Source organism: Desulfoprunum sp. (assembly GCF_053613775.1).
In genome coordinates this window covers 1,398,973-1,419,401 of the sequence record NZ_JBSHXH010000004.1, presented here as the reverse complement: position 1 = coordinate 1,419,401, position 20,429 = coordinate 1,398,973, and the positions used below count along the sequence as shown (strand labels likewise).

Genomic DNA, 20,429 nt, shown 5'->3' with positions numbered 1-20,429 from the left:
TCAATAGTCCAGATAGCTCCTATTTACCTTGATTAACGATCTAGCTATTAGCTTGGGTAATATTGGCGGACCCCGAATTTTAAAATTATTTATTTCAACGAATGGGGTAGTCGGTTAGCTCCTCTTATGTTACTTTGTCATATATGACAGCAGGAGGCGACTTCCCAAACACTTATCGCGAATTTGTGCAACATTTTCCTGACGACAGTGCATGCGCTGCCTACTTGGAGCACTTGCGGTGGCCAGATGGTTTTCATTGCCCTGCATGCATGACTCTTGGGGATCCGTGGCGACAAACACGTGGTCGTTTGGTCTGTCCGGCATGTCGTCATCAAACATCCGTGACGGTTGGCACGATTCTGGAAAAAACGAGAACGCCACTGACGACTTGGTTTGAAGCCGCATGGCACCTTACAACCGCCAAAAATGGCCTTTCGGCAAAAACTTTGGAACGAACGCTGGGTACCAGTTACCGGACGGCTTGGGCGATTCTCCAACGATACCGGGTATCGATGGTGCGTAGTGAGCGGGGGCAGTTGTCGGGTATTGTCGAAGTTGACGAGGCACTCCTTGGTGGCGTCGTGCAGGGCGGCAAGCGCGGCCGCGGAGCCACTAAGTCTATTGTTGTGATAGCTGTCGAGATCAAGAAACCTAAAGGTTTTGGGCGAATTAGAATGCGTCATATTCCAGAAGCCTCTTTTGCTTATCTCCAGCCTTTCATCAGTGACGTTGTAGCCGAGAAGGCAACTGTTCGCACAGACGGCTGGAAAGGATACAATGGATTGTTCAAGCACGAGTACGTACATGAAAGGACTGTGCTTTCCTCATCGGATGACCCTGCGCATGTTTCGATGCCAGGTGTGCATCGTGTAGCAAGCCTCCTCAAACGCTGGATTTTGGGAACTCATCAGGGATCTTTTGTACCCGGTCATCTCCAGGCCTACTTGGAAGAATTTACATTTCGCTTCAACCGCCGTACATCCCGCAGCCGGGGGCTTGTATTTCGTCGGCTTATGGAGCAAACCGTGGTCACCCCGCCGGTGACTGAAGCTGACGTGACTTTCGGCTATAATTGGAGCCGAAGTCAAGGGGAGAGGAGCTAACCGACTACCCCCTTTTCAACGATATCTTATGTTGATTTGTAAGTCTAATATCACCCCATAGATAAGATTATTAATTAGCCCTCTCCTATAGGGGGCTAATACTAATATTTTCCTTTTCCCTTACGCCCAAGATTATTCTCCCAGCAAAGACTGTATCCGGATTATATCACTTTCCCTCTGTCTCGGAATATCCCGGTACATCTGCTGCAAGCAAAAGCTGGAGCTATAGCGATTCAGGAACCGAACGCAAATCGGACAACTGCCCAGAAGAACAGCTTATTGCCAATATCCCTAACGGGAAGCGCGTCCCATCCTCCCCTACACACAGGCCGTCGATCTACGTCTAGCGGACAAAATAGGTGTACTCTTACCCCGATATGGGGCAGAGGATACGAAATTAGAGTTTCTAACCAATTCCAGATGGCATTGGACTCCACTAAAAACTGAGCATCCTGTTGGGTAAAGAGTAGCCTAGCAGATTGATTAAATAAGATTTTTTTTCTGGAAGTGGATAGAAGGTTTTGCGGGTGATCCATGTGGGGATTATTGGTCTCGGGCCGAATAAAAGTCGTTCAATTGAAGTGGATCTATTTTTATCCGTCGGTATTATTCAAGATCGGGTACGTACGAGCGAAAATAACGCCATTCATTCTATAGTCGTAACGCTCTTGAACTGGAGCTAAGTCGAAATAAATAGCCGCTTGAATCGCCTAGCAAGGTAACTTTTCCGACTTCGGCGTAACCAGTCGAGGGACTTCTACCTTATATGGATAGCAGATGAGGTTCGCGAGAAGCCGGGTGTAAGCTGTTTGAATTATTACCTGTGGGTAATATTATCTCGCGCCTAATATAGAAAATAGCCTTTATAAACGAAAAGTTACAGCCGATTATTAGCCTAATATTACCCACTAATACGATTATTAATTAGCCCCCTCCTACTTGGGTTTGCGGCCAGTAAGTTTGCAGATCGGCTAAAATCCTTGCTGGTATTCGGTTTGCGCCGAGTGGCGATTTTCGTCGTGTGTCTACAGATTCCGGCTGTCTTCGGTCAGCTGAATGACCTGGGGCGGAGGCTTTATCTTCAATGATTTTAAAATGTTTTCTGCTTCGGGAGTCACCTCGTTGCGCATGAGCACGCGATATTTTAAATCAAAAAATTCTGTGATCTGGAGCGTCTCCAGCGCCCGCTTGATATGATGCCACGGCAGGCCACAGGAGATCTCGGCGACCCGTTCGATCCGCAGTGCCAGCACGCAGATCTTGACATGGGTTTCAATCCGCCGGGAAGCCCAATGGTACATCGGAGTCATCTTGATCTGGGTCCGCTTCAGCGACCGGAAACACCGTTCGATGACCATCAGGCTCTTGTAGCCACAAGCGGCGTCCTCCAGACTGATGCTGTCGTCGTTGGTCTCGATCACCCATTTGCCGTCATATTTGGCGGCCTCGACGACTGCGGCACGATCGATACGCACCTGGCCGTTTTTGGTGGTCCGCAGATAGCGTTTGAAGCGCCGGGAAGCCTGCAGCTCGATCGCCCATTGGGCGCTGGCCGATTGATCTTTATGGCTGGCCAGTTCGCTTTCCAGCAGCTCGACCAGCATCTGCCGGTGCTGACCCTGCCTCTCGGCCTCTGCGGGATTGTAACAGAGGATATAACGACGCCTTCTCTCTCCGTCGCCGACGATCACCTCCTTGGCATGAAGGTTGTCGTTGAACCGGGTGTATCGCCCCCTTTTGGTCAGCACCTCGCGCTGAATCTCGGCAACGCTCGCCATCCGGCAGGCAAGCAGGTATCTGCCACAGGCCTTGGCCAGCTCCGTCCGGTTGTTTTCGGAGTTCATCCCCGAATCGGCGACAAACATCGCCCGGTTGAGGTTCCAGCCGCGAAGATCGGCCCGAACCTTGGCGACGGTGCTGACATCGGCGGTGTTGCCGGGCAGTACCCAGCTGCGCACCGGGATGCCATCACGGGTGACCGCCAGGGCAACCACCACCTGCGGCGCCCAGTTGCCCTCCTTGGCGTGACCGAACTTCCGCAGGGTGGTGTTGGTCTCGGTGTCGTCGTCTTCGTAATCGACATGGAAAGAGGCGGTGGTGGTGTCGTAGAAGATCAGGTCGACCTCCAGGTTGAAGAGGTTGGCGGTATTGAAAAACACGGCCTTCTCGACCTCTTCGATATTGGCATGGAGGAGATCCATGGCCTCGTACATCTGCCGCAGCTTGAGCCCGTCGCAGGATGGCAGGTAAACCTTGGACAACCAGCGATCCCAGACCCCGAGCTTGGATTCCGGCTCGCAGAGCCGGTTGGCGACCATGGCCAGCAGTGCCCGTTCGTAAGGCGCTCGGGTGCCAGCAGTTTGCTCGATGGCTTTGAGGACCTTTTTCAGGCCGAGCCTTTCCCAGAGTGTCTCGATGACCAATGGACAGCCGAGTGCCATGGTCTGTCTGATTTTCAGATCGGTCGGCAGACCGATCGCATCGGTCGAGACCGGGTTGGAACCCAGCGGATCGTTGATCTGCAGGCCGCAGACGCGACCGATGGATTGGCAGAGACGCACCAACTCCTGGCGATCGAGCTGATCGACCCGGCCAAAGTTGTGGATGATTTTAGCGACGGGTTTGCGGGTGTCTGGATGCCGCTCGTTATGGGCGAGCTGGAAGTATTCGACGACCGAGCCGTCCTTGTTGGTGCGTTTTGTAATTCGTAAATACATGCTTACCGAATTAGCATGTACGTTGCTTTATTACAAGGAATAAATTTCAAAGTGTGTGACTACAAATTTAAATCATATCCTAACATCGACATCTTGTACCAAGCAGTTATTGCAGATAATTTTTTTGAAGCCGGAGCGGAATTGGGCATTTTTATGCCTACTGGCCGCAAACGCAAGTATTTCCTCGGCGGTGATGATTGAAAGCGGGTGGGATGGACTCTCTTCACCGTAAACCATTACGAGCGCCTTAATTCGATCCTGTATTTCTCCAACTGGCAACTCGCCATCGATTAGAAGAACTCCGCACGGACGACGTACTTTCCAAGGCCCGATCTCGATATCCTCACACTCAACTCTTGTAAGGGCGTAGCTATCGAATGCGCCAACCAACTTTTACCCGCCCCAGCTTTCGCGTAAATCATTGATAAGGATTGTTCGCGAAACACTGGATGGATGAGGGTTTGGGGCTTCTTTACTTTCTTTCCTAAAAATTCAGTAGAAGAGCATGCGATTTCTTCCAATATCGTCGGCGCGTCCTCCGGGAGGTCAGCTTGATAAAGTGGGGCGTCCTCGGCCATATCCCTTAACCGGGTTATCAACTCCTCGATATCGTCTTCTCCGTTAAGGTAATCAATGACGTCTCCCTTCTCGGGCAGGTTTGGTAGTGCAAGAATTCGAATTTCCTCTGCCTTGCCGAATAGTAGATTTGCGACCTTTTCCCCGTGCGATCTACCGGGAGCGTCGTTGTCCGGAAGAATGACGACTTTGGCGCCCTTGAGCTGATCTGAGTGGTGGTCCCTCCATTTTCCAGCGCCCCCGTTATTGGTGGTTGCGGTGATCCCTAGGAGCTTGTCCGAGAATAACGACTTAAAGCAGAGTCCGTTGCGCAGCCTAACCATAAAAAGAGTAGCGTAGAATGCCGCCAAGAGAGATTAAGAGGAATATGCACATACAAAATCTCATGGAAGAGATTTTCGCCTAAATCTCGGTCAATTCCAACTCATTATGCCATATTTGCCACTAAATTCCCTGATTCCGAACGTACCACTCCTCTCAAAATGGCTTTCATTATCTTTTTAAGGTTATGTACAGTACACACGAGGGAGAATTCACCACTTGTTTTTCCATGCCCTCTGACGCTGAATCCTCGGAAGCCGGTGTTCTTTATCTGGCCGAACACCGGCTCCACAATTACTTTTCGTTTCTTGTAAATTTCTTTGGAGGATTTTTCCTCCATTTTGGCATTCATCTGTTGACGTAACGGCTCTTTGTCGTCCGTGTTTATGGTTCTGGCTTCGCCTTTGGCTGATTTACAACACCTGCTTTTATAGTCACAATCGGCACAAACATCTGGGGAACCCTGGTATGTCTTTTTGCCGGCTTTAGATTCATTTTTAAGCTCCAGGATTTGCCCACCGGGACATGTAAAGCAGTCATCCTGTGCATTATAGATAAAATCTGCTTTTGTGAGGTTACGGTTCGAGTCGTCCAAGGAGACCTTGTTCTTCTTCTCTCCTTTGTCGGTAGCAACATATGCATCAAGCTCAGGGACGGTTAAGGCCTCAAGATTATCTCCTGACATATAGCCATTATCAGCACTCAGTTTGGATGGCAGAGTGCCGGTTGTTTCCTGCATATTTCTCAGGGCAGGCTCAACCTCATTTTTGTCGTTCGCATTCAGGCTGAGATGTTGCGCAACAATAATCTGGTTGTCTTCGTCTACACAGATCTGCCCATTGTACTGATAATCAAAGCTGCCATTTTTGCCCATTATGCGAGCTTCTTTATCTGCAAAACTGATTTGCTTCTTGCCCTCAATTTCTTGGCCGGGATGGATTGATGCTTCGCGTTTCTCCAAAGCTTCCTTGGCTGCTTGTATTTGCTTGAGTCTCTCTTCTTTATGCTTTAAATCTTCAGGAATTTCATAGCCGGTTTGTTCTTTATATTCCTTGTCTTCTTCCTCATCGCACCTATTGGCTTTTTCGATAAGGGAGTCTACTTCCGCCATTAATTCCTTCTCTTTTTCTTTGAGACGATTGTAGCTCATAGCTTTATGTTTAGAGGAATTGGCCTTGAATTTTGAGCCGTCCAAGCTCACATGGCCAAGAGATGCAAGCCCCAATTCCATTGCCAACAGAACACTTTGCTTAAAGCATTCATTGAAATAAGCGGCGTTGTTTTTCCTGAAATCGCTTATCACCCGGAAATTGGGGCAATTCATCTCGCTGATATACATAAAAGACAGGTCTTCATTACATCTTCTCTCTATTTGTCTTGAGCTAAAAACGCCGTGATTATAGGCATATACCAGGATCGAGATAATCAACAGGGGATGATAGGCATTTTGCCCTTTCTGGCTGTACTGACTTTCCAAACTGGTGGTGTCAAGCTGTTTGAATATGTCTTTATACAGGTAGCATTCATGATCATCAGGTAGCAGATCAAAAATATTGCTTGGAAACAGCAGTCGCTGATTGAACTCTATCGGACTTTTCTTGAAGGGAATCGACATGGAAAACCTCTCTCTTATTTGAATAGAGGCAATTTACCATAAAAACAGAGAAAAACAAACAATTACACTGAAATTACATCATGTTATGACATAAAAACAGGCACTTTATTTAAGCTGTATCCATTGAGCTCGAACCGTCATGCTAACCCGAACATCTCACCAAGGGCATTCTCGGACAGCCTCCTAGCTCTCTCAAACGATCCACGTGTTTTTCGCCTTCCACGATAAACACCGTATTTTGGTCCCTAATGGCTTTTATAACGGCAGGGAGGTTATATACAGGAGGCTTGTCTACGAAGCCTTTTAAGCCTGGTATCCGTTGGCCCTTGTCGTCGAAATGATACTGGGCGAAATCCTTGCCTCCGTCCTGCCTCTCTGATCTCTTTACCGACATCACGAGATTTCCATCTTCATCGGTATAATCAAACCATCGGACTTTCTGATCTTGAATGTCTGGTAATAGGCCTTGCTTCCGGAGCGCTTCCGTAACGGCGCTCTTTTTACAGTCACGAAAGCATCTGTAGCTTAGCCTACCATCGACTTCAAAAACCGCTAGACTTGGATTGCTGTCGTTATGAGCAGGGCAAAGAGTCATCCATCTATTGGGGTATCTCTTTTCTTTCCCGTGGCCGAGAGCTTCGGCTAGAGATTTCACTTGATCGTTACTCCCTTCATATAGAGATATGATTTTGGTTGAGTGGTTCTGAGGGATTTCTGAAATACGCCTTCTTCTCCTGACCCTTTCTGTTGATCCGTCCATCTGCTTCCTCCTTCGCTGTAGGGTAAGTTTGTCCCCTGTTAATTGGATGTAACAACTTGATTGTTTGCTATATATTCGAGGAGCGACTGCCGTTTATACCGGATTGATGAGCCTAGCTTGATGTAGGTTGGCCCTATACCCTTTGTACGCCACGTGGCTAGCGTTTGAGGTTTAACCTGGAGGAGGTGTGCGGTTTGCTTCTCCGTGAGAATTGAATCGGCGCTTTGAAATAGTAATTCGGACTCTTCGAGTTCTTTCCGAACTGTTTCCTTTATGATCTTTCTGATTAAAACTTCGTAATCTTTGATGTGTTCCATGACAGCCGCTCTCCCTTTATTAGGACATCTTCAGTATCAGGCAAAAAAAACGCCGGAACAAAACGCGCTAAGTGCGACGTCTCGATCCAGCGGATATTATCACCTTGTGTTAACCCGTCTTGGATTATAAAAAGGGAACCTTTAAGCTGTGCTACTCTATGTTGTCAGGTTTAAAAAGTTTCCTTTTCTTATTATACCGGTAAAAATTTGGAAGACGTTCGTTGCCAGATGCATTTTTTTTCGCGTATTTTTATTTGTTCTGTAATTTTAAAATGTTGTTTCCTTGCACTCCTGCAATTTTTATTGCCTCAACAGCTTTTTCCATTGAACTTCGAATTGGATCGAGGTTCAGGCGAGCGTATACGGCTGTTGCTTCTGGGCTCTTATGACCGAGCGTCTTTCCTACTATGGTTGAAGAGGCTCCGGTAATAGTCTGGTAGCTGCCTAGCGTGCGCCTGAGATCGTGGATTCGAATATCGTTCAATCCGGCTCGTTTTAGAAAAGTTGTCCAGGCACGCTTAGGTTCCATGTAATGGCCGCTTTTCCCGGTTCCAGGGAAAACGAAGACTGACTTGGTTCCAACTTTACGTCGCTGGATTATTTCGATGACTTCTTCAACGAGCGGCACTGTCATCGTTTCCCCGTTCTTGCTTTTATTCGCCGGTATCCTCCAAACCCTTTGGTCCAAGTCGATTTCGGTCCAAAGCATCGAAAGAACGTTAGCGCGTCTGGCTCCGGTAAAAAGGGAGAGTAGGATATAGTCTCTCAGTATTTCAGAAGTGTCTTCTTGATTGAGGCTTTCGAAAAAGCGTTTCAACTCGGATGGTTGTAGAAATCTATCCCGGCTGGTTTCCTTGAACATCTTTACTCCGATGCAGGGATTGGCTTGATCCGGACGTTCTTGATTGAAGATTGTCTTTAATAAAGCCAGGACGCGATTAGCCGTGGTGGGGGTGATTTTTACCTTCTGACCGTCTGAGCTTTTTCTCTGGCGAACCTTTTCGGTAAGTTGGCGATGCCAGTCGCGAACCTTGTCACGGGTGAACCAGGAGAGTTTTTTGCTCCCGAATGTCGGTTTGACGTGCTGGTTGTACCGCTTAACGTCATCCACCCATGATTTCTTATGGTTCTTAGCGTTCTTGAGCCACTGGGCAAACAGCTCGTCCAGCGTCGCCTCGTTTCTCACGGACCTCTCTCGTTCTATGATATCAATGCCGTTCGAAGCATCGACCAGAAGGGCGGCTGTTAACTTTCGTGCTTGGTTGATTGTAACGGTCGGGTATTTTCCGATGGCCTTTACGACGGTCCTTTCTTTTTTCGAGTCCCAGGATCGAAACTGGAAGGTTTTTGTACCGTTGGCGGTTAGCTGGAGAGCGAGCTTGGGTTGTTCGGCATCGTAGAAGAGGGTTCGCTTTTCTCCACCTGGGTGGGTTATTTTTCGAAGCCGGTTATCGGTAAATCGAAAATTGAGTGATTTATCTCTCATAAATAGCCACCTTAGATAGGGTACCCGGTTATCGTTCGGTTATCGAATCTTGATCTATTTGTATCAATTGGAAACGAAGATGTCAAAGACTATTTAAAAATATTAGTCGATAACATGCAGAAAATAAAGTAAAAAGAGAAAATAAAGAAAATCGGGAAAAACGCGAAAGTGGCAAATTAGGTATAGACTATAGACTACGAATCCGTAGGTCGGGGGTTCGAATCCCTCCTGGTGCACCAGTAAAATCAAGGGGTTAAGTCAATTCGGCTTAACCCCTTTTTCTTTTGATCAGTAGCTTGTCCCGCTCCTGTCCCGCCTTTTTGTTTTTCAACGATCACAATCTTTATCCTCCAAGCCTTCTCAATACAGAAGACACGGCCCTCCCTGTAAGCCATCCGTCAGACTCATCTTCAACAGTTGAAAAAAAATAATTATACGATTTCAGATTGATAAAGGACGCATAAAAAGTGTTGGCACTACCTGGCATGGACAATCTGCGGAAAACCCACTCATATTTCACGTATGGTTTGCGGCAAGGCAACACCAACCGCCTGAAACACCTTGCCACAGGTTCCGCTACATGCCGTGCGGACAGTAAGGCTTCGACCACTTTCCTCGACAACGACCTCCTGCAAGGCCTGGAGATCCCGCTTGATATCCGCCCATTCGAACCGATGGCCCGCAGCTTCCAGGCGGCGATCCAGTTCCTTACGCAGGACAAGCGCCAGAAAACTGCAAAAGACATGGCCCCGGATTGTCTCGTCCCGTTTGTGGAAAACCGGCCTGGTGTCGAGCACCGACTTCACGTCGCGGAAGACCTGTTCCACCTGCCAGAGTTCCTTGTACTTGCGGGCCACCCGCTCGGCAGAGAGGGTCATATTGGTGCGCAACACCCATTTGCCATCAAATCGGGCTTCCGCCGCGATCTTGTCTGTATCGATTGTCATGCCACCTTTGCAGACCTTGATATATCTGGCATATCCGCGATTACCGACCAGCCCTTTGGGGTTGGTTTGAATCCGCTCCTCGAGGGCTGCGATCATGGCTTGTCTCGCGGCCGCATCTTTTCTCTGCTGCCTGGCGTTGCGGCAGACGATGTAACGCCGCCCCTCCACCAGAACCTCTTTGACAGCCAGGGGCGAAGGAGACTTGGCATCCGTTCTCTCGGGAGAGACCTCGTGGTACCGCCCGGCTCTGGAGAGGACCTCTTCGCTCACCTCTTTCACCCGGCGCATCCTGGCGCCCAGGATATAGGGAATATCGCAGTCCGGATTCTCCAGGCTCTTGATCGTATCGGCGCTTATCATGCCCCGATCCGCTACGATACGGAAGCGCTTGATGCCGAAACGACTTTGCAGTCTTGCCACCACCGGCAGCAGGCTCGTGACATCGGCGGTGTTGCCGGGCCACAGTTCACAACAGATAGGGCGGCCATTGTCATCGAGAATCGCCCCGACCACCATCTGTTTGCGGTCAGGCCGGTGGTCTTTGCTGTGCCCGAACTGGCCGAGAGTCTCGCCGCCCTCTCCCTCAAAGTAGATCGAGGTTGTATCGAAGAAGACAAGGTCCAGGCTGGTAAACAGGTTGCGGTGTCGGGCAAACAGTCCTTCCTCGATCAGGTCTTTCGTGCAGCGGGGGCTGAAAGGTGTCGCTCCATGCTGATCAATCAAGATCTCCCCGAGAAATGCCATGGCCCGATATGCGTGATGCAGGGCGATTTCCTCGGCTCCGGCAACCGCGTAGTCACGCCGCCACTGCTCACACGACCGGTCGGATCCCGACATGAACAAGCGATGCAAGACCGTGAGGAAAATCGCCCGCTCAATATCAAATGCAAACTTCCGGTCAGCAAGCAGGTTGTTGATAATCGTCGGCAGGCCGAGTTCCAGCCAGAGTCGTGCAAAGATCGGTGCCGGGCCGATTTTTACGGCATGGGCGGTGACATCGACCTTGCCGGAGAGAACCGGCAAGGTCTTCTCCGAGAACCTGGCCAGCGAGCGGATAAGGGTCTCGACACTTCCCTTGGCCTGGAGTTGATCGAGACGACCAACGGTGGAGATGACACGCTGGCAGACTTTGCCACCGATCTTGTTGTTTTCGACAAGTTGCAGATACTGGTACCGGCCGGATTTTTTGATGCGTGCAAACATGGAGGCCTCCCTTGTTGAGGACACCCCCGGAATATCGATAAACAGCCTATGTAGTCAAGAGAATGTGAAGGTTGCGTTGGCACTACCGGTTTTACATTTCCTAACAACCTGCATTGTTAAATCAATAAGTTGCAAAAGGAATAGAGCAAAAACTATCCCTCAAGTGTTGAAGAAAAGTCTGATTTTTCAGTGAGTGTCATCCCCAGCTTGTCCAAAACAAGGCTCTGATGCAGCGGTGTTCCCTGCGGAGAGGGTGAACAGGAGTTTCCGGGTTACAACGCATCTCCAAGACGCAACCAGACGATATTCGCTTTGTAATCCAGGTCTTACAACATTCTGCCAAACGTTTGCCTTTCCCCCCTGATGTGCAGGGGGCCAGTTGGATGTTTCCATGGGCGGCTCCCTGGCACCTGATTGCATAAGGAAAAGATGCAAAATCATGCTAGGTGTTAGAATTTGTTGTTGTTGGTTAGTTATGAAGATAAATGGCCCTTCTTTTGACACTTTGGGTAACATGGTACGAACGCAATCGACGTATTGCGATGCAGATGTCGCATTGAACAAGAGGAAAGTCAATGAGTGAGGTAAAGGACAGTAAGTATCTGACGACACGTGAAGTTGCCGCTTTTCTCAATATCAACGAGAAGATGGTCTATTATCTCGTGAACGATAAAGGGCTGCCGGCAACCAAGATCACCGGGAAATGGCTGTTTCCCAGGCGTCTGGTTGAAGAGTGGCTCGAAACCCATGTCCTGAATTGTCAACGGACAGGTATCGATCGTTCTTCCAATGACGGGATTCTGTTGATGGCCGGGAGCGATGATCTGCTGCTGCAGAAGGTTCTCTCCCTGTTCTACAAGAAAGGATTGGGGACGGTGTTCTTCGCCAATCTCGGCAGTATGGGCGGATTGAAGAGTCTGCGATTGGGGCTCTGCCATATCGGCACCTGTCATCTGCTCCAGGATGACAACGCCGAGTATAATTTTGATTTTGCCAAGGAGGAATTGGACAGGGCCCCGGTCTTCGTCAATTTCAGCAAGCGTGAGCAGGGGATTCTGCTGCAGAAAGGCAATCCCAAGGGCATTCATTCCATCGTCGATCTGGCCAAAAAGGGAGTGCGCATCGTCAACCGGCAGTTGGGAACCGGCACCAGGCTGCTGCTCGATTACGAGGTCTCCAAGTCCGAGATTTCCGCCAGCCAGATTGAAGGGTATCAGAAAGAGGTGTCACGTCATATGGATGCCGGGCTCGAGGTCCTGTCCGGCCGGGCCGATGCCGCGCCGGCGATCAAGGCGGTGGCCGGCCTGCTCGATCTCGATTTCCTGCCGCTGCGCTGGGAGCGCTACGATCTGCTCATTGCCCGGGAACGTTTTTTTGAAAAGGGGATTCAGGATTTTATCGGGCTGTTGCACGAGAAGGAGTTCAGGACGCTTGCCGAGTCGTTTACCGGGTATGATATCTCCCTCTGCGGCAAGATGATTTTTCCAGACAATCTAAAAATAAAGGAGTAGCAGATGAAAAGATTGAGTTGGGTAGTGATTGGGGCTTTTCTGCTGGTCAGCGCCTCTATCGGCGGCGCCATGGCGGAAGACAAGGTGTTGACCATGTCGACCACCACCAGCACCGAGTCCTCGGGGCTGCTCGACGTCCTGCTGCCGGAATTCAAGAAGGATACCGGCATCGAGGTCAAGGTCCTGGCCAAGGGGACAGGGGCGGCGCTGAAGGACGGGATGGACGGCAACGTTGACGTGGTGTTCGTCCATGCCAAGAAGAAAGAGGCGGAGTTTGTCGAGAAGGGTTTCGGCACCCAGCGCTATGCCGTCATGCACAACGATTTCATCATCGTCGGCCCGCCGGCGGACCCGGCCGGGATCAAGGGATCGAAAGATTCGATCGAGGCCTTGGAGAAGATCGCCGCCGCCAAGGCGCCGTTCATCTCCCGCGGCGATGACAGCGGCACCCACACCAAGGAACAGGAGATCTGGGCAAAAACCTCGCTGAAGCTGGAGGAAACGAGCCAGAAACTGGTCATCTCCGGCAAGGAGGCCCAGGTTGTAGCAAAGAAACCGGAAAACTCGGATGTATGGTATTATTCGATCGGCCAGGGCATGGGCAAGACCCTCACCTTTGCCGATGAGAAGAATGCCTACGCCATCGCCGACCGCGGTACCTATATCGCCTACAAGTGGGGCAAGACCCCGGCGGTCGATCTTGAAATCCTCTTTGAAGGAGATGAGACACTGGCCAATCCCTACGGCGTGATCCCGGTCAACCCGAAAAAATTCCCCCATGTCAAATACGATCTGGCTCAGCAATTTGCTGATTGGTTGATGTCCGCCCGTGGGCAGAAGGTGATCGCCGATTTCAAGCTCGAAGGAAAACAGCTGTTTTTTCCGGATGCGATCAAATAGCATCACTTAAAAGAATTGTTGTATCGAGGGGAGAAATGAGGTCCGTGTTTCTCCCCTTTTTTATCTGGGAAATCGATGGAATATAAACGATGGTTCAAGTCGTTCCTGTCGATCTTCCCGATGCAATCTCTGGTTGGACAAAGGCATGGAACTCTTACGAGACAGTCTGCTCTCTGCTGTTGTGCTGCTGATGCAACTCGACCCGGAGTTGTTGTTCATCATCTGGGTATCCGTCAAGGTCAGCGCTCTCTCGACCCTCATTGCATCAATTATCGGCATCCCCGCCGGATTATTGCTTGCCCAGGCCGTCTTTCCCGGCAAGCGTATCGTCCTCACCTGCCTCAACACCCTTCTGGCTTTACCCACCGTGGTCATCGGTCTGGTCGTCTACGCCTTCATCTCCCGGCGGGGGACATTCGGTTCCTTCGGTCTGCTTTACACCCAGGAGGCGATCATCATCGGCCAGATCATTCTCGTTGTCCCCCTGGTGACGAGCCTGACCATCGCCGCCGTCAGCAAGCTCGACGAGCGCTACCGCCTGTCGGCGATGACACTTGGGGCCGATCGGGTTCAGACGGCCCTGGTGATTTTCAAGGAAGCCCGATTCGGTATCGTCGCCGCGGTCGTCGCCGCTTTCGGCCGGGTGATCGCCGAGGTCGGGATCGGGATGATGCTCGGCGGCAACGCCAAGGGGTTCACCCGGACGATGACCACCGCCATGGCCCTCGAATACGACAAGGGAGAGTATGTCCTCGCCGTCGCCCTGGGCGTTGTATTGATGAGCATCGCCTTCGGCGTCAACATGCTGTTTCATTTTTTCCAGGGAAGGACCAGGACCGATGCTCTATGAAATGACCGGCCTGGAAAAAATTCTTGGCGGTCGTAAAATTCTCGATATCTCGCGGTTTACCATCAGGTCTGGGCGAATTTACTCCCTGACCGGACCAAATGGCGCCGGCAAGACGACACTGCTCAAAATCCTGGCCTTTCTTGACCGCCCGAGTGCCGGTGAGATTCGATTCTGCGGAAATCCGGTCCTGCAGGGTAAAAGCGACATGCTCAATCTGCGGCGGCAGGTGGTGATGGTCGACCAGTCGCCGCTGCTGTTTACCGGGACCGTGACCGACAATGTCGAGTTCGGTTTGAAGATGCGCAAGATCCCTGCCGCCGAAAGGAGAAAAATGACGATCGACGCCCTCGAACAGGTGGGTATGGAGCACTTCGTCCGGGCCGAGGCCCACCGGCTCTCAGGGGGGGAGACCAAACGGGTGGCCCTGGCCCGTGCCCTGGCGATCAGGCCGAAGGTCCTGCTCTGCGATGAACCGACGGCGAATGTCGACAGTGAAAATCAGAAGATCATCCTCGATATCCTGGCCGATATCAACCGGCAGGAGAAGACCTCGATCATCTTCTCCACGCATTACCAATCACTGGAACAGCAGTTGGCCCATTTCTGCCTGCACCTGGAACATGGGCATATCAGCGAGCATCAGGCTGCCAATGTCTATCATGCAGAATTGATCGAGCGTGGGCACCACCGCTCATCCTGTCGGTTGTCGGAGGAGGTGACCCTCACTCTGCCGACCCGGGTCGTACCGGCAGAACCGTTGTTCAACCTGAGGATCGATCAGGAAAAGATCCGGCTTGCGGACATCATCGGAGAACGAGAAACGGAAGGCAGCCTGATAGAAGGTCGGGTGGCCCGGATCAGGGAGGAGAACGGGAGAATCGAGGTAAAACTCGATGCCGGGATCATCCTGGATCTCATGCTTTCGCGCAGGATGTACGAGGACCGGTCTATCCGGGTCGGAGAGGTTGTGGCTGTCGTCATCCCCGACGATGCGGTGCATTGCGTCCCGAATAATGGTGATTTTCGCTTGGATTGAGCCGACGGGCCCTTACCTGTTTGACTCTTCTCATGCACCTGTTGGGTATCGCCCTGGTACTTGGCGGGTGCATTTATCCATTTACCGCAGGGCTGGCATCTCACCGATCCTGAAATACTCGAACCTTTTCTGTCAGGATCGAACGAACCTTGAAAAAAGATACAACCCTCCGGAACACAGGACGGCAAAAGGCAACAGCTGAAACAGGAACTCCTGGACGGAAAGTCTTTGTTCCTTTTTGAAATCGGCCGGATAGCCGATCTCGGCATTGTATGCCTCGAGACAGGAGCCAAAAATGACTTCCAGGAAAAAGAGGATGACGACAAAGATAATGAGCAAAGTAAACATGAGTTGATTCAGCAGTAAGCATCCCGATATCTCATTGCCGGCTTCGCCTGGTGCCTCTGCATCTGGTGCAGAGACACCGCCGATCACGAATTGATCCTTTCTCCCCCCATGCTCTCTACTGCTTGTAGATGATGGTCCCGACGTGTTCTCCGTTCAGGGCCCGGGTGATATTGCCCTCGACCAATCCGTTGATGATCTGCACTTTTTCTATGACCTCGCTGTTCTGGATCACTTCGAGGCAGGGACGTTCGATAACCAGGTCGTCAAGATCCTGATCCAGCAGTTCCTGGGCGCCGATCTCCGGGATAAACATCGCTTCCGGATTCTTCTTCGGGTCATCGGTATACAGACCGTCTTCATCCTTGATGAAGAGAATGGTCCGGGATCCGATCAGATCGGCCAGGATCACCAGGCCGACATCGGTCCGGTGGATCGGTATGCGTCCGACCTTGGGCTTGAAGGCGAAGTAGTCGTACGGGGGCATGCCCTGCATGACCGGTATGATGTTTTCGGCAAAGTAGGTCGGCAGTTTGACGATATCCGAGTGAGAGATTTTGATTCCACCCCAGGGCGACAGCAGGGTGGCGATCATCAAGGCATTCTGTTCGGAGATCGTGCTGCCGAACTTGGCGATCACGCCGGTCGGCATCCCCATCTCCAGTCCGATGCTGTAGATATGACGGCTTCTCGTGCCTCCACCGGTGGTAATCAGCATCTTGTGATCCTTGCGGTTCCGGACGATTTCCTTGAGGATCGCCGGCAAGGCCTTGACGCCGCGATCACAGATCGATTGGCCGCCGATCTTCATGATCGCGATATCGGGGTACAAACGCTCCTGCGGTGCAACATCCAGTTGGCCGATGAATTCCTTGCTGACCAGGCTCTCGCCCATCAATACGCTTTTTACGTGAAGCCGCTTGCCGTCCTTTTCCCGCACTAATGCCATCTCTTCTCCCCTTGTTATTCGGTGGTATCGGTATTTTGTTACTGATGTTTCGGGCCGCGTTTCAGGGCAACGAGATCGGACTGCGTGGCACTGGCGATCTGGTCCAGTTCAACCTTGCGCAGGTGGTTGCCATAAACCTTCAGGTCGACGCCGGTGACCGCGATGATACGGTAACGAGGTGTCTTCGCCCCATCCTTCGATTTCTGCCGTTCCCGGTAAAAAATTTGTCCAGCCATGGTCATCCTCCTTGATGAGAGTGATAGGATACAACTTTTAAAAAGTATAGGGCGGGTTGAATGAGATAGCAAGGTCCGCCCATCTGTAATTTATTGTTATTATTGGTAGCTCCCTGGTTTTTTGTATGTGTGTATCTGCTCGGTATGCTAGACAAAATAAAATGATCATTACCCCCCACATCGCGGGTGCGGGAGCGTTTGTTGCCAGGGCTTGCCGACACTCTTTTAATTAAAAACGTGCCTCGAACCTCAATGATGTTGGCAAAGAAGCTTGGCGGAAGAGGGGGATGAACCTATAAAAAAACAAGATGTTAATTATTGTAGTTTGGCGTTGTTTTTCGCTGCTTTCTTTTATTTTTAAATTTCGATCTATGGATCGGAATGAGGATGACCTGAGATGACACGAAACATCAGTATGATGAGAATATTGATCGGTATTGATGACACCGACAATCTCGACAGTCCCGGTTCGGGAACGGCTGCAGAAAATCTGGCGAGGGCGCTGCAGCATAACGGCCTTGCACAATGTGAGGGCATTACCCGCCATCAGCTTCTGGTCCACGCTGACATTCCCTTTACTTCCCACAACAGCTCGATGTGCATTCCTGCCACATGTGAAGCCGGCAAAGTGGATGATGTCATCTCTTTTGGTCGGTCATTCCTGGAAAATTCATCGGCGGAAGGGTCCGATCCAGGTCTGTGTGTTGTCATTGATGGCTCGCGCCTGGATAAGGGTGCCCTGATCTCGTTTGGCCGAAACGCCAAACAGAACGTTCTCGACAAGCAGGCGGCATATGATCTGGCCAATGCTCTGGGTGTGCATCTGTCGGAACATGGCGGAACCGGGGGCGGCGTCATCGGCGCCCTGGCGGCAACCGGACTCAGGATTTGCGGGAATGACGGCCGTTACCGGGGATGGCATCATTTCGGCAGTGCCGGAGAAGCCTCGACGGTGGCTGAGCTATGCAATCATGACTGTGTCGATGCGGTGAGGACGGATGCCGGAGAGGTATTGGGGCCCGATGAAATGGTCGTTTTCGCCGAGGATACGGTGAAAACGGTGTTGTTGGGAAACACGAGGGTTATTCCGGTGGCGAAGGCCACCGCCGGACAACCGGGTCCTCGATGGACAACGCTGACGAAGAAAGAGATGAAGCGATTCTGAGAGCTTCGCCGCCCAGGTTGCAGCAGATTGATGACAGAGTGGCGTTTCGTTGGATGGAAACCGCAATTTCGTTTTTAAAAAAAGAGGGGGGTATGATGAAAAACTATTCGCATCGTCTGGTCATTTCCGCACTTTTCTTCTTTCTGAGTTCATTGTCCGCATCTGCGGCCGAGCCTTTGAAGTTACATGCTGCAGGCAGCCTGAAGGCTGCCCTGAGCGAGGTCGCTGTTTCCTTTGAAAATACCTATAAAACGAAAGTTGTCACAAAATTCGGCCCCAGCGGTCTTCTGACAACAGCCATTGCAGATGGAGAGACGGCCGATGTGTTTGCATCTGCGAATATGGCACACCCGGAAAAACTCGCAGCCAATGGATGGGGAGGTCCTGTGGTGCTGTTTGCCCGTAATCAGCTTTGTGCCTTGGCCCAGTCTGATATATCGGCAACGACGGATAATTTGTTGGACACGTTGATGGATAAGAATGTTCGATTGGGGACTTCAACACCAAAAGCTGATCCGAGCGGCGACTATGCCTGGGCACTCTTCCAGAAGGCGGATGCGATACAGAAAGGCAGCTTTGCCACGCTATCCGGAAAGGCGCTCCAACTCACTGGCGGCCCAACCAGTGTCAAGGCTCCCGAAGGTCGCAACCAATACGGATGGGTAATGGATGAGAATAAGGCCGACGTTTTCCTCACCTATTGCACCAACGCCGTATCGGCTCAAAAAGAAGTGCAATCGCTCAAGGTCATCAGCATTCCGGAGAATATTTCCGTCGGGGCGGATTACGGACTTTTAGTGCGGAACGGAGCATCGCCGGAGGCATGGCGGTTGGCCATGTACATTTTGTCGGCTGAAGGACAGAAGATTTTGAAAAAATACGGTTTTGAAACGGCAGCAGTGGAAAAGGGGGAGTAGCGTCACGATCATGAAGTAGCAGCTTAGGCGCAGGAAGTTGTACGAAGGACCAAGGGCCTGTCTCCTCCTGACAGTCCCTTGGTCCTTTTTTCATCACAAACCTGGAGCACCGCAACCGCAGTTTTCATCGTCAAACAACCTGTCCCGGCTTTGATTTCTCCTCACTGGTCCTTGCTGTTATTTTTATCGGATGTTGATAGAAATAGCGCTCATTTCTCTGTTTATCTGACCTGAAATGCCCCCCCCTGTCTATCTGTAGTGATTTTACCTCGCCTTTGGTAGGGAATTCACTTACACCTCTGTAATCTATTTGCTTACAAAAAAATTTAATAATACAAAATAGATATCGCTTATGGTCGTTATTCGTCGCGCAAAGGAATTTCATTGCCACGAGTTGAAATAGCTCTATAACATTCGCCTGTCACGGGGTGCCGCCGGCCAACAATATGTCGTGTTCACAGCGGGCTGGACGACCTCCGCCAGGAGAGCCAGGGCGATGATTCAAATCATACCAGTAGAAAACGGAACAAATGCTCGTCCCGTTCACGACAGTGACCATGCCCCGATTATTGACCGCGGCAACGTCAAGGGCAGAGGATGCATTATCAATGCCGGCAACGAGCACGTCTGCGTCTTGAGCTTCGATGATGGACTTGCCGGCAATGATGACGCGAGACTGAGGATCGCTGCGGCAGCGGCCGGCAGCGGCATCCTGATGCCTGAAATCGAGGATGGGGTTGTCCGGATGCGGGCTGCACATGGCGGGCTATTGCGGATCGATACGAGGGTGCTGGCGGAGATCCACGGTCTGGGGGAAATCCGGATGAATGTCCTGGCGGTGGAACAGCCCGTCGTCAAAAACCAACTGGTCGCCGAAATATGGCTCGAACTTGCGCAAGCGGCTGACGGAACAATCAACCGGGCCGAGGAAATCTGCCGCCGCTGCCGTCCCGTCATCGACGTCCTGCCCTTCAACCGGTCGAGAGTCGGCATCCTGACAGCTCCTTGTCCTGGATCTCCTCGTTGCTTGAAGGAAACAGTCGCTGCCGTGCAAGGCAGGTGCATTGAACTGGGATGCGAAATCGTTTTCGAGATCGCTCTGCATGGCGGCCTGGAGGCTGATCTAACGGCTATCGGCCGATTTATCGACAGCGGTACGGATTTGCTCATCGGCATAGGTTTCCCGGAAGTGGATGGTTCTTTTATCGCCGAGATCCGTAAGGCAGGCGGCGAATTGACCATGACTGACCGATCTTTGGCAGGGCGGCTCGTGTGGCGGGGTCAAAGCGACGCTGTTCCCGTGCTCTGGCTTCCATCTGCGGTGATGGGCAAACCGAGGTTGGTTGCCGATATGGTTGTCCCCCGCTTCCTGGCAGGATTGAACGACTGTCGGATGCAGAACGGGGATGAAGGCAGGGAAGACAATGTTTTGCCAGCCTGTTCAGGGGTGACGCCGGCTGACGGCCAGGGATGAA

General features: G+C 51.3%; 19 protein-coding genes. 9 read left to right on the top strand and 10 right to left on the bottom strand.

All coding sequences use genetic code 11. From position 1 onward, the window contains the following. Positions 1–143 precede the first annotated feature (143 nt). Positions 144–1,103, top strand: a complete 960-nt coding sequence (locus ACWGKN_RS10450; RefSeq protein WP_452095158.1) for an IS1595 family transposase — start codon at positions 144–146, stop codon at positions 1,101–1,103. 1,025 nt (positions 1,104–2,128) lie between these two features. On the opposite strand, the gene ACWGKN_RS10445 is transcribed toward ACWGKN_RS10450, so the two are convergent. Beyond that, positions 2,129–3,820, bottom strand: a complete 1,692-nt coding sequence (locus ACWGKN_RS10445; protein WP_452095157.1) for an IS1634 family transposase — start codon at positions 3,818–3,820, stop codon at positions 2,129–2,131. 15 nt (positions 3,821–3,835) lie between these two features. Between ACWGKN_RS10445 and ACWGKN_RS10440 the strand changes: the two genes are divergently transcribed. Next, positions 3,836–4,021 (top strand): hypothetical protein, encoded by a 186-nt coding sequence (locus ACWGKN_RS10440; protein ID WP_452095156.1) that lies wholly within the window; start codon positions 3,836–3,838, stop codon positions 4,019–4,021. A gap of 89 nt (positions 4,022–4,110) precedes the next feature. Here ACWGKN_RS10440 and ACWGKN_RS10435 read toward each other — a convergent pair whose 3' ends face one another. The 6 genes from ACWGKN_RS10435 to ACWGKN_RS10410 form a co-directional block, all read right to left on the bottom strand. Next, positions 4,111–4,719: a hypothetical protein gene (locus ACWGKN_RS10435; RefSeq protein ID WP_452095155.1), complete on the bottom strand. Its 609-nt coding sequence runs from the start codon at positions 4,717–4,719 to the stop codon at positions 4,111–4,113. Positions 4,720–4,823: 104 nt separating this feature from the next. Then, positions 4,824–6,332, bottom strand: coding sequence for an IS1182 family transposase (locus ACWGKN_RS10430; RefSeq protein WP_452095000.1), 1,509 nt, complete (start codon positions 6,330–6,332; stop codon positions 4,824–4,826). A 142-nt stretch (positions 6,333–6,474) separates the two neighbouring features. Then, a complete protein-coding gene (locus ACWGKN_RS10425; RefSeq protein ID WP_452095154.1) occupies positions 6,475–7,092 on the bottom strand; it encodes a hypothetical protein in 618 nt (205 codons plus the stop codon). A 38-nt stretch (positions 7,093–7,130) separates the two neighbouring features. Then, positions 7,131–7,409, bottom strand: a complete 279-nt coding sequence (locus ACWGKN_RS10420; RefSeq protein ID WP_452095153.1) for a helix-turn-helix domain-containing protein — start codon at positions 7,407–7,409, stop codon at positions 7,131–7,133. Positions 7,410–7,659: 250 nt separating this feature from the next. Further along, positions 7,660–8,895 (bottom strand): tyrosine-type recombinase/integrase, encoded by a 1,236-nt coding sequence (locus ACWGKN_RS10415; RefSeq protein ID WP_452095152.1) that lies wholly within the window; start codon positions 8,893–8,895, stop codon positions 7,660–7,662. A gap of 509 nt (positions 8,896–9,404) precedes the next feature. Next, complete coding sequence (locus ACWGKN_RS10410) at positions 9,405–11,045, bottom strand: IS1634 family transposase (protein ID WP_452095151.1); 1,641 nt, start codon at positions 11,043–11,045, stop codon at positions 9,405–9,407. 575 nt (positions 11,046–11,620) lie between these two features. Here ACWGKN_RS10410 and ACWGKN_RS10405 point away from each other — a divergent pair. From ACWGKN_RS10405 to ACWGKN_RS10390, 4 genes are all read left to right on the top strand, one after another. Further along, entirely contained in the window at positions 11,621–12,556 is a 936-nt protein-coding gene (locus tag ACWGKN_RS10405) for a helix-turn-helix transcriptional regulator (protein ID WP_035232573.1), read from the top strand. A gap of 3 nt (positions 12,557–12,559) precedes the next feature. Then, a complete protein-coding gene (locus ACWGKN_RS10400; protein WP_035232575.1) occupies positions 12,560–13,456 on the top strand; it encodes a substrate-binding domain-containing protein in 897 nt (298 codons plus the stop codon). Between the two features lie 145 nt (positions 13,457–13,601). Beyond that, complete coding sequence (locus ACWGKN_RS10395; protein ID WP_035232588.1) at positions 13,602–14,306, top strand: ABC transporter permease; 705 nt, start codon at positions 13,602–13,604, stop codon at positions 14,304–14,306. Further along, positions 14,296–15,342, top strand: a complete 1,047-nt coding sequence (locus ACWGKN_RS10390) for an energy-coupling factor ABC transporter ATP-binding protein (RefSeq protein WP_052160256.1) — start codon at positions 14,296–14,298, stop codon at positions 15,340–15,342. Before ACWGKN_RS10395 ends, ACWGKN_RS10390 begins: the two co-directional genes overlap by 11 nt. Before the next feature lie 132 nt (positions 15,343–15,474). Here ACWGKN_RS10390 and ACWGKN_RS10385 read toward each other — a convergent pair whose 3' ends face one another. The 3 genes from ACWGKN_RS10385 to ACWGKN_RS10375 are packed head-to-tail and all read right to left on the bottom strand — an operon-like array spanning position 15,475 to position 16,872. Continuing rightward, on the bottom strand, positions 15,475–15,777 hold the full coding sequence (locus tag ACWGKN_RS10385) for a hypothetical protein (RefSeq protein ID WP_452095150.1): 303 nt from the start codon (positions 15,775–15,777) through the stop codon (positions 15,475–15,477). A gap of 28 nt (positions 15,778–15,805) precedes the next feature. After that, positions 15,806–16,636, bottom strand: a complete 831-nt coding sequence (locus ACWGKN_RS10380) for an amino acid kinase family protein (RefSeq protein WP_035232579.1) — start codon at positions 16,634–16,636, stop codon at positions 15,806–15,808. A 38-nt stretch (positions 16,637–16,674) separates the two neighbouring features. After that, positions 16,675–16,872 carry a hypothetical protein gene (locus ACWGKN_RS10375; protein WP_035232580.1) on the bottom strand — a complete coding sequence of 66 codons (198 nt, stop codon included), beginning with the start codon at positions 16,870–16,872 and terminating at the stop codon, positions 16,675–16,677. 397 nt (positions 16,873–17,269) lie between these two features. Here ACWGKN_RS10375 and ACWGKN_RS10370 point away from each other — a divergent pair, with 397 nt between their 5' ends. The 3 genes from ACWGKN_RS10370 (at position 17,270) to ACWGKN_RS10360 (ending at position 20,428) form a co-directional block, all read left to right on the top strand. Further along, positions 17,270–18,037 carry a hypothetical protein gene (locus tag ACWGKN_RS10370; RefSeq protein WP_424253054.1) on the top strand — a complete coding sequence of 256 codons (768 nt, stop codon included), beginning with the start codon at positions 17,270–17,272 and terminating at the stop codon, positions 18,035–18,037. Then, positions 17,998–18,954, top strand: coding sequence for a molybdate ABC transporter substrate-binding protein (locus ACWGKN_RS10365; RefSeq protein ID WP_452095149.1), 957 nt, complete (start codon positions 17,998–18,000; stop codon positions 18,952–18,954). The genes ACWGKN_RS10370 and ACWGKN_RS10365 overlap by 40 nt, the downstream gene beginning before the upstream one ends. Before the next feature lie 496 nt (positions 18,955–19,450). Continuing rightward, complete coding sequence (locus ACWGKN_RS10360; RefSeq protein WP_035232583.1) at positions 19,451–20,428, top strand: molybdopterin-binding domain-containing protein; 978 nt, start codon at positions 19,451–19,453, stop codon at positions 20,426–20,428. Position 20,429 lies beyond the last annotated feature (1 nt).

What these genes read in the sequence shown, in the direction of transcription:
- ACWGKN_RS10425 (WP_452095154.1), bottom strand. Translation starts at nt 7,092, where the DNA reads ATGGACGGATCAACAGAAAGGGTCAGGAGAAGAAGGCGTATTTCAGAA.
- ACWGKN_RS10360 (WP_035232583.1), top strand. Translation starts at nt 19,451, where the DNA reads ATGATTCAAATCATACCAGTAGAAAACGGAACAAATGCTCGTCCCGTT.
- ACWGKN_RS10405 (WP_035232573.1), top strand. Translation starts at nt 11,621, where the DNA reads ATGAGTGAGGTAAAGGACAGTAAGTATCTGACGACACGTGAAGTTGCC.
- ACWGKN_RS10420 (WP_452095153.1), bottom strand. Translation starts at nt 7,409, where the DNA reads ATGGAACACATCAAAGATTACGAAGTTTTAATCAGAAAGATCATAAAG.
- ACWGKN_RS10365 (WP_452095149.1), top strand. Translation starts at nt 17,998, where the DNA reads ATGGACAACGCTGACGAAGAAAGAGATGAAGCGATTCTGAGAGCTTCG.
- ACWGKN_RS10370 (WP_424253054.1), top strand. Translation starts at nt 17,270, where the DNA reads ATGACACGAAACATCAGTATGATGAGAATATTGATCGGTATTGATGAC.
- ACWGKN_RS10410 (WP_452095151.1), bottom strand. Translation starts at nt 11,045, where the DNA reads ATGTTTGCACGCATCAAAAAATCCGGCCGGTACCAGTATCTGCAACTT.
- ACWGKN_RS10380 (WP_035232579.1), bottom strand. Translation starts at nt 16,636, where the DNA reads ATGGCATTAGTGCGGGAAAAGGACGGCAAGCGGCTTCACGTAAAAAGC.
- ACWGKN_RS10375 (WP_035232580.1), bottom strand. Translation starts at nt 16,872, where the DNA reads ATGGCTGGACAAATTTTTTACCGGGAACGGCAGAAATCGAAGGATGGG.
- ACWGKN_RS10445 (WP_452095157.1), bottom strand. Translation starts at nt 3,820, where the DNA reads ATGTATTTACGAATTACAAAACGCACCAACAAGGACGGCTCGGTCGTC.
- ACWGKN_RS10390 (WP_052160256.1), top strand. Translation starts at nt 14,296, where the DNA reads ATGCTCTATGAAATGACCGGCCTGGAAAAAATTCTTGGCGGTCGTAAA.
- ACWGKN_RS10415 (WP_452095152.1), bottom strand. Translation starts at nt 8,895, where the DNA reads ATGAGAGATAAATCACTCAATTTTCGATTTACCGATAACCGGCTTCGA.
- ACWGKN_RS10395 (WP_035232588.1), top strand. Translation starts at nt 13,602, where the DNA reads ATGGAACTCTTACGAGACAGTCTGCTCTCTGCTGTTGTGCTGCTGATG.
- ACWGKN_RS10400 (WP_035232575.1), top strand. Translation starts at nt 12,560, where the DNA reads ATGAAAAGATTGAGTTGGGTAGTGATTGGGGCTTTTCTGCTGGTCAGC.
- ACWGKN_RS10435 (WP_452095155.1), bottom strand. Translation starts at nt 4,719, where the DNA reads ATGGTTAGGCTGCGCAACGGACTCTGCTTTAAGTCGTTATTCTCGGAC.
- ACWGKN_RS10440 (WP_452095156.1), top strand. Translation starts at nt 3,836, where the DNA reads ATGTACGTTGCTTTATTACAAGGAATAAATTTCAAAGTGTGTGACTAC.
- ACWGKN_RS10430 (WP_452095000.1), bottom strand. Translation starts at nt 6,332, where the DNA reads ATGTCGATTCCCTTCAAGAAAAGTCCGATAGAGTTCAATCAGCGACTG.
- ACWGKN_RS10450 (WP_452095158.1), top strand. Translation starts at nt 144, where the DNA reads ATGACAGCAGGAGGCGACTTCCCAAACACTTATCGCGAATTTGTGCAA.